Below are 12,894 nucleotides of genomic sequence, written 5' to 3' on the forward strand. Positions count from 1 at the left end.
GGCTGTCCGTGAGGAAATCCCGTAATTCCGGGGTCAGTCGTTCCCGTACAGGGGGGGAACGGGAGCCTTTGCCGGAAGCGTGTACAATTTTTCAATATCGTCCAGGTACCTGGCGATGGGCGTGTTGGCCGGAGCCTCCTGCTCCCGGATCAGCTTCATGGTTGCCGCGTAGGAATCAAACGTTTTTCCGGAACCGGTCCGGGTGTTGATTTCATACCAGTCCATATAATCCCGTACGCGCCGGGCCGTTTTCATGGAAAGTTCCCGTATTTCCCGGAGCTGACTGATTTTCGGCGCGGCTTTCCTGCGGTCCAGTCTGTCCGTCTGCATCAGGGCGACGAGCTTGGCGTATTCCACGATGACGGGACGATAGGAGGGGAACGAGCGCCTGCTGAGGTTGAACAGGTTGCCGGATATGTTGGAAAGCTGTCTCTTCAGGTCCGTCAGGGAGGCGGCTTCCTCCAGATTGTCCACTGGAAAAGTGGAGGTGGTCCGCGTGTCCGGATCGTACTTGACCAGGGTGAGGGCTTCCTGCAAATGCCTCTCCGTCTCCATGATCGTGAGGGTTTCCGTCACGGGTGGGGTAGCCATGCGGGAAAGCTGGAGCGTCCACCATTTGTGCAGGGAGGAGGGTGTCAGATTGAGCTGGGGAAAATGGCGCTTGATGAGGTTTTTGGGATCGTCCCCCCCCAGAATCGCCTGGTCCAGCAGTTGTTTCATCCCTTCCGGGCCGTTTTTCTGGTTCAGCAGGCAGAGCATCAGGGCGCCGCAGGAAGTCTGGTAGGCGGCGTAGGAGGTGGCGTCCAGTTCTTTCTCCGGCTCCCGGCTTTTCAGAATATCGTCCGGGCTCATGATCCCGTCCTGCTGGAACAGGGTGGAATACAGCGTGCGGTCCGCTTCATTGGTCTGCCACAGAACGGCCTGTTCCAGCCCGGTAATGAGCCAGGCAGGAAGGCTGACCTGTTCCGGCAGGCCCTCCGGATCGATGTTCCGCAGCATCATTTCATAAAGCAGGGTGGAAATGACCGCGTTCCGGAGCCTGTCCTGGTTGATGCCGCGGCCCAGGTGGATGTAAATATTGTACGTGATGGCGTCCCCCAGGATCGTGGTCTGCATGCGGATGGGATTGGGCGGAACCGGGGTGCCCGGTTCCCCCAGCAGGCGGATGATGATCCGGTTCTTCCACTCGTTCGGTTGCTTGAGGATTTTCAGCAGCGCCGTACGCATGGAATCGGCGCGGGAGGCGATGGCTCCGGCTAGCAGGGCGTCCTGGCCGATCACGTGGAACTGCTTGGAAGAGGAAATGCTGGTGAAAGGCTGCCGCCGTACCGGGGCTTCCGTGGCGGGAGCCGCCGCGGGCGGGACTGACATTTCTCCGGACGGAGCCGCAGGAGCGGGTACGGGCTCGGCAACGGGCGCAACGTTGGACCGGCCCTGCAGGACGGGGCGGTCGGAGGAATCGTCCAGATGGTCCGTGTCCGGAACGGGCAGGGGAACTGTTTCTTCATGCGCGGCGGCAGGCGGCGCGCTTTCTCCCCGTTCCGCCTCCTGTCCGCAAACGCAGGGAACAAGGAGCAGGAGGGGCAGAAGAAAGCTGGTGCATGTTCCTGCGGGAATCATCGGTCGGGATCGGGTTAATCGAATTGTTCCGCCAGGCAGCCGAAATCCTCTTCCGCATGACCTTCGCGGCACAGGCGGTCCATGATGGAGGAGACGAGAGCCGCCACGGGAGGCTGGATGCCCTTTTCCGCCGCCAGTTCCTGGGCGTAAACGCCGTCTTTCCTCATATTGTCCAGGGAAAAGTGGGTGGAAAAATCGCGCTCCGCCATCAGGGGAAGCTTGAACGCCGCCAGCGGGGAGGCGATGACGTTCCGGGAAATGGCCTGCCCCAGCAGTTGCGGGGAAATGCCGTAGGCCTGGGTGATGGCCAGGGCTTCGCTGAGGCTCTGGACCATCGTGGCGGAAATCATGTTGGTGACCAGCTTCACGACGGTGCCGGCGCCCACGCCGCCCGCATGGAGAATATCCTTTGAGCTGTGTTCCAGAACGGGGCGCATGCGCTCCAGCGTGGAGGAATCCGTTCCCGCGTAATAAACCAGTTCCCCCTTTTCCGCGGGCATGCGGGAACCGGTGAACGGGCAGTCCACATACGTGCAGCCGATCCCGGAGCACATCAGGGAAAGCTTGTCCACCGTGGCAAGGTCGATCGTGGAATGGTTCAGGATCACATGTTCCGGGGTGAGGGCTCCCCTCATCTGTTCAAACACCTCCAGGCAGGCGTCCCTGTCCTTGAGGTAAATCTGGATGATTCGGGAGGCGCGGACGGCGTCCGCCGGGCTTGCTGCCGTGCGGGGGTAACCTTCACGGGGTGTGCGGTTCCAGACGGTTACGTCGTCTCCCAGGGAGATCATGTGGCGGGCAATGCGCGAGCCGATGATCCCCAGGCCGAGGATGGAAACTTGATGCATAACGGGATTCGGGAATGAAAAGGGGGATCAGGAACCGATGCGGAAACGGCTTCTTCTGCGCGGTTTTTCCGCGGCTTCCGCCTGTGCCTGTTCCTTGGCGGGCGCGGTCTGCGCCTGCTGGTTGGCGGCAGTGTGCGCGGGGCCTGCCTCCTTCACCTGGGAGGCCAGGGAAGCGGGTTCCGGTTCCGTACGGAGGCTCACGGCGATGTGCCGGGATGCCGGAGCGGGGCGTTCCCGGGCGTTCGGATCTTCCGCAATGCTGGCGGGAACTTCCCCGGCTTCATGCGGAATGGCTTTCGGGTCGCTTACTGCAACGGCCATGTGAGTGTCGGGAACGTCCGGAGCCGGTGCGGCTTCCTTCTCCGCCTGCTTGCGGCGCGGCAGCGTGCTGGTGCCGGTAATGGCCAGTTCCAGGTCGGAATCCGGCAATCCTCCGCAGCGGATGGCGGCGTCATAGCTCTTGCGGGCCTGCGCGGTACGGCCCAGCCGGGAATAGGTCCATGCCAAGTTGAAGTGGGCTTCGGAGGATTCCGGAAGGATCTTCAGCGCGTTTTCAAAATGGCCCACCGCCTTCTCGTAATTCCCGGCGCTGGTTTCCAGATTGCCCAGGTAAAGCATGGCCGGAGCGTTGGCGGGGTCCAGCCTGACGGTCTCCGTCAGGGAGGCCAGCGCCTGCTGGTCGAGCCCGGCGCGGTACTGCGCCACCCCCATCATGAACCATGCGGGGGAGGAGCGGGCATCCAGGTCGGTAGCCTTCTTAAGATATTCTATGGCCTTTTCCGCCTTGTTGCGCTGGAGCAGAATGGTTCCCAGGTTCACCAGGGCGGGGACGTGGTTGGGCTGCAAATCCAGAAGGGTACGGTAGAGCTGTTCGGCCGCCACGTAGCGCTTTTGGGCAAAGGCTTCCGCGGCTCCCTGGCCCAGGGCCTCTACCTTGAGTTGTTCGCGCACGGCGGTTTTTATGCCTCGGTCTGCCTGGTCCGGAACGGCGGAGGAAGCTGAAAGGGCGGCCAGTTTCGCCTGCTCATTGAACTGGCGCGTCAAATCCTTCAGTTTCCGGTTGAGTTCCTCCACCTGGCGGTTTTTCTGTTCCACCGCGTCCCTGGCTTTTGCCAGGGCTTGCGCCTGGGCCTTATTCGCCTTGCTGTTCTTGGACGCGTCATTCTTCATTTTGCTGCGCGCCAGTTCCAGTTCCTTGGAAAGCTGGGCAGCCTTTTCCCGTTCCGCAGAAAGGTCCCTGGCCAGCTTGTCCATTTCTTCCTTCTGCCGGTCCGTCAGGAAAAGTTTTAACTTGCTGTCCCCCTCAAGGGCGTTGACGATCTGCTGTTCGGCGGGCGTCAGCTTGATGATGTCCGTGTTATTCAGCAGGGCCGCAATGTCCTTTGTCGCCGGGTTTTGCTGGAACTCCCTCATGTAAGTGTTGATGAGCAGGGTGCGGCTCTGGTCCTGGATGGAAAGAATGCGGTTCTGCTTGGCGATGATGGAGCGCATCAGCGTAACTTCTTCCATAAGCAGGGGGCTTTTTTCCGGATGCTCGGACAATTTGGAAAGTTCCACATCCGCATTGATCAGCTTGGTCATCATCTCCGTGATGCGCTTGCGGTAGCCGATATTCTCGTCGCGGAGGGCGATCAGCTTCTGCTTGAGCCCGGCGGACTCTGTACGGGCTTCTTCCAGAGCCTTCAGGTTGGCTTTGCGCTGCTCCTCGGAATCGGAATTGGCCGTTTCCAGCGCGGCGATCCTGTCCTGCGCATCCTTGAGCTGGGCCGTCAGGGTCATGTTGCGGTCCAGCAGGTTCCTGGTCTTGTCCGGATTGTTCAGTGCCACCAGAGCCGCCAGCTGGTCGCGTTCATTCTTCAGGGCGTCTCTGTCGTCCGTCATCTTCTTCAGGGCATCTTCATAATCCTGAACCTGCTGCTGGAGGGAAGCTATCAGTTCCAGATGCTGGTCTCTTTCCTTCGTCAGCGTGGCGACGGTCTGTTCCAGTTCCCGCACGCGCGGAATCAGGGTCTGGAGAAGCTTGTTATTCTCAGCTCTCTCGTCTTCCATCTGTTTCCTGACCTTGATCAGCTCGTCGCGGTAAACGGACTCTCCCGTGGCGGACACGGCCAGGTCTGACAGCGCTTTTTCCAATTGCCTGCGGGTGCGTTTCAGGGCATCGATCAGGGCCTTGTTTTCCATTCTGGACTTGTCCAGGGCGTTGCGGATGCGGTCATAGCTGCTTTCCACGATTGCCGGAGGGGCGCCGGGAGACACGGACAGCCCCGGAACAGGATTGATGAGAGGTTCCCCTGGCGTTGTCGGGAATTCCACGCCCTTGTACCCGGGGGGCAGGGCGATGTTGGGTTTGGGTCTGGGACGGTTTGCGGCAGGGACGGCGGCCGGCTGTTCCACGGCCAGAGCGGGCCCTGTCGGGCGCGCTGCCGCCTGCTGCTGCGCCAGTTTTTGCCATTGGTCCAGGTTTTCCCTGTTGATCTGGCGGCGCTGTGCGAGCAGGTTGGGCCTCCATTGCGGATAGGCCTTGACCAGGCGCGCCAGTTGTTCCTCCGCCTGCTGGGTGAGGCGGATGGCTCCCACGTAATCCCGCTTCTCTGCCAGTCCGGCAGACTTGTTGACCAAGCTGAGCGCCTCTACGTACATGTCCGAGGGATCCTGCCACGTTCCGGAGGCTGGGGGCATGGGGGCCGGCACATAGATACCCTCGGCCATGAGCGGCAGGGCGCCGCAGGAAAGGGCCATAGCAAGGGTAACGCCAAGGGGGAGAGGAGTCATCATGGGGAGAAGCTCTGTTTACATACTTCAATCCGGACTAAACTGCAAGGATAAACCGTGTCCTTGTGCTTGTGTTCGGAATACGGGGTGCTAGACTTTGCAGCAATCCTTGATTTTCCTGATGAATATATCTGTTTTAGATCGTTTTTTGAGGTATGCGGGCGTGGGTACGCAATCGTCCCCGGACTCCGGAACCGTGCCGTCCACCCCCGGCCAGACCGTGCTGGCCCGAATGCTGGCCGCAGAACTGCGGGAAATGGGGGCGCAGGCGGAGCTTGATGAAGCTTCCGGCATCGTGTACGCCTCCATCCCTTCCAACATCCGGAAAAAGGTTCCCGCCATCGGCTGGGTGGCGCATGTGGACACGGCTCCCGGCGTGCCGGGCAGCGGCGTAAACCCTTCCGTCGTGCATTCCTATGACGGGGGTGACATTGTGCTGGACGGGGAGCGGGGCGTGATGCTTTCCCCGGCCGTCTTTCCGGAATTGGAGGAATATGCCGGCCAGGACCTGGTGGTGACGGACGGGAAAACCCTGCTTGGCGCGGACGACAAGGCGGGCATTGCGGAAATCATGGACATGGCCGCCTCCTTCCTGCTGCATCCGGAACGCCCCCACGGAGACATCAGGATCGCCTTCACCCCGGATGAGGAAATAGGGCGCGGCGCGGATAACTTTGACGTGGCACGCTTCGGCGCGGATTTTGCCTACACGGTGGACGGAGGACGGCTGGGAGAAATCGAGTATGAAAACTTCAACGCCGCTTCCGCCGTGGTGACGGCGCACGGCAAAAGCATTCATCCCGGAAGCGCCAAGGGCAGGATGGTGAACGCCTCCCTCCTGCTCATGGAATTCCAGGCCATGCTGCCCGCGTTCCAGAATCCGGCGTGTACGGAAGGCTACGAAGGATTTTACCATCTGGACTCGTTCCGCGGGGATGTGGAACAGGCCGCGGCGGAATACCTGATCCGGGACCACGGCTCCGCAGAATTCGAGCGCAAAAAGGAATTCATGCACGACTGCGCCGCCCTGCTGAACCGGAAATACGGGGAGGGCTCCGTCGTGGTGGAAATCCAGGATTCCTACTACAACATGCGGGAAAAAATCCTGCCGCACATGCACCTGGTGGACCATGCCCGCCGGGCCATGGAAGCGGTGGGCGTGCGGCCGGAAATCGTCCCCGTGCGCGGCGGCACGGACGGCGCGCGCCTTTCCTTCATGGGGCTGCCCTGTCCCAATCTGTGCGCGGGCGGCCACAACTTCCATGGAAGATACGAGTATGTCCCCGTGCAGTCCATGGAGAAAATCTCCGCCATCCTTCAGGAAATCGTTTCCGGATACGCCCGCGGGGAATGAGCGTCCGCTGATGGACAAAGACGGCCCGGAGCTGTTTTCGCCGGGAATGCCGCAGAGGAGTTCCTTCCCGTGCGGTGTTCTTTCACGGATGGGGAAGGTGCCTTCCGCGTGGCTTCGGAAACTTTTTAACCGGGGAGGGCGGCAGTCCTCTTTCTCCCGGTTCCGGGACTGTGAATCCCCGGAAAACCGGGGCATTCCCCCTGTTGTTCATGACAGTGGGATGCCGGGCGCCCCCTTCTTTCTTCCGGTCCTTGAAAAAAAGAGGGGCCGGACTCATGGCGAGCCGGCCCCGGGAAATGGACGGTCCGTAACGGAAAGCCTCTATTTGACCGCCGCTACTGCCGTTTTGGGAGCGTTCTCCTTGTACACGTGCAATTCCGCCAGGCGGACCTTGCCGCCCTTCTGTGAAAATTTGACGCGCAGCCTGTTCGTGGTGACCGGGTCGAACGTCCTCATGCACTTGATGAAGCCGTTGCCGGGGGCCTGGAGCATCCGCAGGACTTCCGGCTCGTCGGCGTACATCGCCTTCTGGGCGTCGCTCACTCCGGCGGTGGCCGGACCTACGGAACCCCAGTGGACGGGAATCCATTTGCCGCCCTTGTAGGCTTCAATGACGATGCGGGAATTCCCCTTGTCCAGCTTGAGGTCCACCGCCCGCAGGGAGGCGGGCGACTTCAGGGTGAGTTCCAACACCAGGGGATTGTCTTTCCCGTTCGGCATATCCAGTTCTTCTACGGTGGTGACGTCGCGGTCCAGAAGTTTGGCCGTGTCCACGCTGCCGCCGGAGGAAGCCTTCAGCTTGTAATCCGCGACTTCCTCGGAGCCGTTGCTCAGCAGCTTGAGTTCGCGCACGCGGCATTCCAGGCCGTGCCAGTCCGTGGAAACGCGGAACAGGCAGCGGGAACCCTGGGTCAGGCAGGAATCGTTCGGGGAAACCCACGTCTTCTTATTCTTCTTGTCCGTTTCGTCGTACACCTCGATCTGGTTGCCCTGGGAGGCCGCGGAAATATAGGTGCCGTCCGGCAGGTGGAAGGAGCAACCCCAGTTCCCGTGGTCGCGTATCAGGATGCCCGGAACCCACAAGTGGTTGCAATTGGTGACGGGGCGCGCCTTCTCCCCGCTGCCCACTTCAAAGCCGCCGACGGCGATGGGGCGGTCGTACTCCACGTCCAGATCGTTCACGCGCCATTTGATCCTGGCCGTCATCTTGGGCACGCCCGGCTGGGTGGGGCCGCTGAGGTCCTTGTTGTAATTGTAAACGTTCCATTGGCCGCCGAATTTGGTGCTGGGCGTCCAGGAGACGGTTTCCATCGGGGAAAAGGTGGTGGTGTCGCTGAACTGCACGGTGCCGGCAAAGTCGTACTTGTAAGCTTCGTTGGCCTTGCTCTCCAGTTCCTTGTTGCGTTGCAGGCCCAGGGCACGGCCCCCCAGGGGCTGCTGGATGTCCAGGTTCAGGGAATATTCCCCGGGCTGGAGCTTGTCGTCCTTGCGCTTGGGTTCAAAGAAAATGCGCACGTCCATGCCCAGGAGCATTTCCGCACAGGTGGCCTTGGTGAGCTGGTCCACGCCGGGAAGGGACATGATGGCCTTGGAAATGGGAAGGGCCCGTGAATTGACCAGGTCCATGAGCTTGAAGCGGCAGCCCTGTTCCACGGGGATCTTCTTCATGTCCCGGATGGCGGACTTGAGGGAGGCGGGGGCCTTGGAACCCAGCGCCGCGCTGACCATGCTCCAGTTGCGGATGTAGGTATTCAGGAAGCGGGATTCCGTATCGTTGATGGGGGGAACCTTGCGGAAGGTCTTGGCCTGGAACTCGGGCTTCCCGGTGATGGCCAGGTTCTGCCGTTCCGCGCACAGCGCCGTGATCCACACGCCGGTGCGGATGTAGGTGCCTATCACGGGGTCCGCCGTCATCAGCTCCAGCCTGTTGGGATTCTGCATCATGCCTCCGTCAAACGGGCGCAGCAGAGTGAGCTTCCAGCGGAAAGCCTCCATGTTCTTGTAATAAACTTCCGGATTGACGCGCCAGTAGGAGGGGAGGGCCCACATGATGGAAAGCGTTTCGGAGGAGTGGCCCTGGTCGCAGCCGCCGATGGGGCCTTCACTGTACATGATGCGGCTGTTTTTGGTGTACAATTCCGGCCCTCCGCAAATGAGGGAGGCGATGAAATAGGGACCGTGGCGGCCCGAATAAGTGCCTCCGCAATTGCGGTTGGGTTCAAAGGAAAAGGATTCCGTCATGCGTCCGTAGGGCCCCATGCCCGTGGGGCAGAGTTCCTGGGCGCGGTCCATCATCTTGTCCAGCACACCGTCTTCCACCCGCGCCGGGGTCTTGCTGGCCAGCGCCAGGAACAGGCACATGTGGGAGCCGCCAATGCTGACCCCCGTGCCCGCATAGCCGGGATGGATGCCGTGCCCGGTGACGAAGTCCCCGTAAAGCACTTCGTTCTTCATGCGCTGCACACCGTTGCGGATGGCGGGTAGCACGGAATTGTCCCGATAGCGCAGCCAGTACTCGCACAGGAAGATGCCCGCGGAAGCCTGGGGAACCGCCCACCAGCACTGGGAGCCGGAAAAAGCGATGTAATAAGCGGCCTTCTTGATGACCGGATCATACTTGGGATTGCCGGTAGCCATCAGGGCCAGTCCGGCCCAGGCCGTATCGTAATGGTTGCCGCAGTAACCGCCGGGGCGTTCCCAGGAGCCGTCCTCGCGCTGCTGGGCGGCGAGCCATTCGCTCATCATGTGGACCACGGCCTTGCTCTTGGCGCAATTTTTCGGGAATCCGGGCGCATAGGACCCCAGCTGGGGAATCTTGAACGTAACGTTCTTCACGTACTTCTTGACGGCGTCCGGCAGGGTGGAGGCCCCTCCCGTGTACACGGTGACCCCTACGCTTGCGGCCCCTCCGGGGGTGCCGGTTCCTTTCAGCTTCCAGTTGCCTTTGGGGATGTCGAAAACGATGGAGGAGACGGCGTGCGCCAGCCAGACCTTGCGTTCGGGGTCGTACTTGGCGGCGCCGTAGCCCACGCTGTACTGCAAGGGCCTGAGCTTTGTCAACGGAATGGGGCCTCCGGCCCCTTCCAGCCTCAGGTCCGACCATTCGAAACCGTCGCTACCAATGCCATTGCCGCCGTCGTCAACGTGCAGCCGGATCTGCTGGCCGCCCTGGATGGAGATGGAAAGATTGACGGGCTTTTTCGCCTTTTCCTCCCTGAACACTTCCTTCCAGAGGGGCTGGAGGCCCTGGATTTTTTCCACGTTCTCCGCCGGAATCAGGTTCAGGGTGATCTTTCCGGCGCCTTCCGCCTTGTCCACCAGCAGGCCCGCATGCATGTCCAGGCCGCGGGAATCCTGGAACTGGTAGGGCCCGTACGGAACATCCAGGCTCAGGGAAGTCTTGAAGGGATGGCCGTCGATGCCGAGGATCACATCCCCCTTGTTCACATATTTTTCAGCGGGGGAACCTTCGATCACCTGGGTGACCACGTACACGTTCGCCACGGGGTCGCCGTTGGGGTCCAGCAGGGATTTGGGAAACATTCCCCTGAAATTGGGATTGGGCCAGGACGTGTCCAGCCCCCGGGCGCGGAACCCGAGGGGGCCGAAAGTGGTGATCCAGCCTTCGGCTATCTCTTCCTTGTTGCCGAACCAGCTTGTGTAAAGCTGGGAGTACTGTTTTTTCCACTGGTTGAGGGGAAGCGCCTTGGCATACTTCTTGATGTACGCGTTGACGTCCCCCATATTGGTGGTTTGCCGATGCGCCGTTGCGCGGGGCCTGCCTGCGGAGGCGGTTGCGGCGGCAGGTGCGTTGCGGGAAGGAGCGGCCGCTCGGGCGGAGGCGGAAGACGGTTTTTCCTTTTCCACCGGAGCCGCTTCCTTGGCGTCGGCGGCATCATCCGTTTCTGCAGGTGCGGTTTCAGGCTCTTCCGCCGCTGGTTCGGAAACGGTTTCCTCGTCCCCTGCCGCTTCGGGAGCGTCCGCCTTATCTTCGGCAGGCTGGTCGGCTGCGGAGGATGGTTCCTGCGGAGGCTGTTCTTCCGCGGCTGCGGTTTCCTGTTCAAAGGGGTCTGCCATTTCCGGAGCAGGCTGTGCGTCCTTGTTCCCGGCTTCCGGCTTGGGGACCTTCCTCTTTTCCTGAGGCTTGGCCGGTTCCTGGGCCAGAGCGGCTTCCTCACTGCGGCTGTGGGTAGAATAATGATACGCTCCGTACCCTCCCCCCAGCAGAACCAGAAGCAGAATCCATATTCCCAGGGAACTCTTCTTCCGGCGCGGCTGGGGCACGGCGACCGGGGAAATGGGGGCTCCCGCGCCAGGCGTGGCCAGGGCCCGCTGGTCGCGCTGGAGGGAAACGGGCTGGGCCTGGGGCTCCTCCGTCCCGGCAGCCGGATGGGCGCCGGGCATGGCGTAAACCAGATACAGCGTGCCCTGGGCCGGAATCTCCGCCAGGGCGCCGGTGCGGAACTGGGCTTCAAAATCGTTTTTGAGCGGAATCACCTCCTGCTCGATGTCGGTGCTTTCCGGATAGCGCAGCTTGCCGCTTTCCGGATCGCGCACGGCCAGGCCCTGCGGGCAGAACTCCCGGACCAGGTACTGGACATGGCTGGAATCCGCCGCAAAATAAACGTGGCAGAGGGGATCCGTCTGCTTCAGAGACTGGATAAGATAGCCGTTGATATTGAATCCCGAGGGAAGGGGAGGGGTTGTTTCCATGAACGAAGACGGTTGATATTCCGTAGACCCTTTACCATATTTCTGCGTCCCTTTCAATTTAAAAGAAACGCCGTCCGGATATGGACCTTGTGACGCGATTAAAAGATTATTTGCTTGAATGCACGCTGATTATGTGGTGCAAGCAAGGCTCGATTTTCCGTTCCCCTACGACCATGAGTTCCGACATCAGACTAGACGCCTTGCAGTACCACTCCCAGCCCCGTCCCGGAAAGATGGAGACGCTGCCCTGCAAGCCCTGCTTTTCGCAACGGGATTTAACGCTCGCCTATTCCCCGGGCGTTGCTGAACCCTGCCTCCGCATTAAGGAAGACCCCTCCCAGAGCGCCCTGTACACCGGCCGTTCCAACCTGGTGGGCGTCATTACCAACGGCACGGCCGTGCTCGGCCTGGGCAACATAGGTCCGGACGCCGCCAAGCCGGTGATGGAAGGCAAGGGGCTTTTATTCAAGGTGTTCGCGGATATCGACGTTTTCGATATCGAGCTGAACATCAAGGAGCCTGAAAAACTGATCGAGGTCATCAAGACCATGGAGCCCACCTTCGGCGCGATCAACCTGGAAGACATCAAGGCGCCGGAATGCTTCATGGTGGAGGAACGCCTCCGCGAAGAAATGGACATTCCCGTGTTCCATGACGACCAGCACGGCACGGCCGTGATCTCCGGCGCGGCCCTGCTGAACGCCGCGGAATTGACGGGGCGCAAGCTGGAAGACCTGAAAGTCGTCGTCGTCGGGGCAGGAGCCGCGGGCATTTCCTGCGCCAAATTCTACATGACCCTGGGTGTCCGCCGCGAGCATATTTACATGTTCGACTCCAAGGGGCTGATCCATACGGGCCGCATCGACTTGCACGCCACGAAGGCGCAATTCTCCCAGTCGGAAGACTGTACGCTGGAAGAAGCCCTGACCGGGGCGGACGTCTTCCTGGGCCTCTCCACCAAAGGGTTGCTGACCCAGGACATGGTGAAACTGATGGCCCCCTCTCCCATCATCTTCGCCTGTGCGAACCCGGACCCGGAAATCACCTACCAGGACGCCAAAAAGGCGCGCCCGGACTGCATCATGGGTTCCGGCCGTTCCGACTGGCCCAACCAGGTGAACAACGTCTCCTGCTTCCCGTTCATTTTCCGCGCCGCTCTGGATGTGCGCGCCTCCGTCATCAACGAACAGATGAAAATCGCCGCCGCGCGCGCTTTGGCGGACCTGGCGAAGGAACCCGTTCCCCAGGAAGTGGTGGACATGTACGGCGGCGCCCCACTCAGTTTCGGCATTGATTACGTGATTCCCAAGCCCATTGATCCCCGCATCATCGAATGGGAATGCCCGGCCGTGGCCCAGGCGGCCATGATCTCCGGCGTGGCGCAGGCTCCCATTCGCGACATGGAAGCGTACAAGATGGAATTGAGCAAGCGCATTGCCGCCGTGCGGGAACGCGCCTCCGGAGTCGTGCGCAGTTATCTGTAAGGCCGGAACGGCGCCCATGCGGGCTCTTGACGGGAAAAATGTCCCGAACCGGAAGGTGCCGGATGTGCCTTCCGGTTTTTTTTGGCAGGCTTTCGTTCTCTGT

Annotated in this window: 6 protein-coding genes; 2 read left to right on the top strand and 4 right to left on the bottom strand. The window is 61.1% G+C overall.

From position 1 onward, the window contains the following. Nucleotides 1-33: 33 nt before the first annotated feature. Genes OQH67_RS11050 through OQH67_RS11060 form a run of 3 tightly spaced genes read right to left on the bottom strand, consistent with a single transcriptional unit; the run spans nt 34 to nt 5,243 of the window. Complete coding sequence (locus OQH67_RS11050) at nt 34-1,620, bottom strand: hypothetical protein (RefSeq protein ID WP_215433977.1); 1,587 nt, start codon at nt 1,618-1,620, stop codon at nt 34-36. Between the two features lie 14 nt (nt 1,621-1,634). Continuing rightward, nucleotides 1,635-2,468 carry an NAD(P)-dependent oxidoreductase gene (locus OQH67_RS11055; protein ID WP_215433975.1) on the bottom strand — a complete coding sequence of 278 codons (834 nt, stop codon included), beginning with the start codon at nt 2,466-2,468 and terminating at the stop codon, nt 1,635-1,637. A gap of 27 nt (nt 2,469-2,495) precedes the next feature. After that, nucleotides 2,496-5,243, bottom strand: a complete 2,748-nt coding sequence (locus OQH67_RS11060) for a tetratricopeptide repeat protein (protein WP_215433973.1) — start codon at nt 5,241-5,243, stop codon at nt 2,496-2,498. Nucleotides 5,244-5,361: 118 nt separating this feature from the next. Here OQH67_RS11060 and pepT point away from each other — a divergent pair, with 118 nt between their 5' ends. Further along, a complete protein-coding gene (gene pepT / locus OQH67_RS11065) occupies nt 5,362-6,594 on the top strand; it encodes a peptidase T (RefSeq protein WP_215433971.1) in 1,233 nt (410 codons plus the stop codon). Between the two features lie 321 nt (nt 6,595-6,915). On the opposite strand, the gene OQH67_RS11070 is transcribed toward pepT, so the two are convergent. After that, complete coding sequence (locus tag OQH67_RS11070) at nt 6,916-11,307, bottom strand: DUF6288 domain-containing protein (RefSeq protein ID WP_215433964.1); 4,392 nt, start codon at nt 11,305-11,307, stop codon at nt 6,916-6,918. Nucleotides 11,308-11,480: 173 nt separating this feature from the next. On the opposite strand from OQH67_RS11070, the gene OQH67_RS11075 reads away from it, so the two are divergent. After that, complete coding sequence (locus tag OQH67_RS11075; RefSeq protein WP_215433962.1) at nt 11,481-12,791, top strand: malic enzyme-like NAD(P)-binding protein; 1,311 nt, start codon at nt 11,481-11,483, stop codon at nt 12,789-12,791. Nucleotides 12,792-12,894: the final 103 nt, after the last annotated feature.

Source organism: Akkermansia biwaensis (assembly GCF_026072915.1).
GTDB classification, from domain to species: domain Bacteria; phylum Verrucomicrobiota; class Verrucomicrobiia; order Verrucomicrobiales; family Akkermansiaceae; genus Akkermansia; species Akkermansia biwaensis.

Bases quoted from the DNA above. Each gene is read 5' to 3' on its own strand.
- OQH67_RS11050 (WP_215433977.1), bottom strand. From the start codon at position 1,620: ATGATTCCCGCAGGAACATGCACCAGCTTTCTTCTGCCCCTCCTGCTC.
- OQH67_RS11075 (WP_215433962.1), top strand. From the start codon at position 11,481: ATGAGTTCCGACATCAGACTAGACGCCTTGCAGTACCACTCCCAGCCC.
- OQH67_RS11055 (WP_215433975.1), bottom strand. From the start codon at position 2,468: ATGCATCAAGTTTCCATCCTCGGCCTGGGGATCATCGGCTCGCGCATT.
- pepT (WP_215433971.1), top strand. From the start codon at position 5,362: ATGAATATATCTGTTTTAGATCGTTTTTTGAGGTATGCGGGCGTGGGT.
- OQH67_RS11070 (WP_215433964.1), bottom strand. From the start codon at position 11,307: ATGGAAACAACCCCTCCCCTTCCCTCGGGATTCAATATCAACGGCTAT.
- OQH67_RS11060 (WP_215433973.1), bottom strand. From the start codon at position 5,243: ATGATGACTCCTCTCCCCCTTGGCGTTACCCTTGCTATGGCCCTTTCC.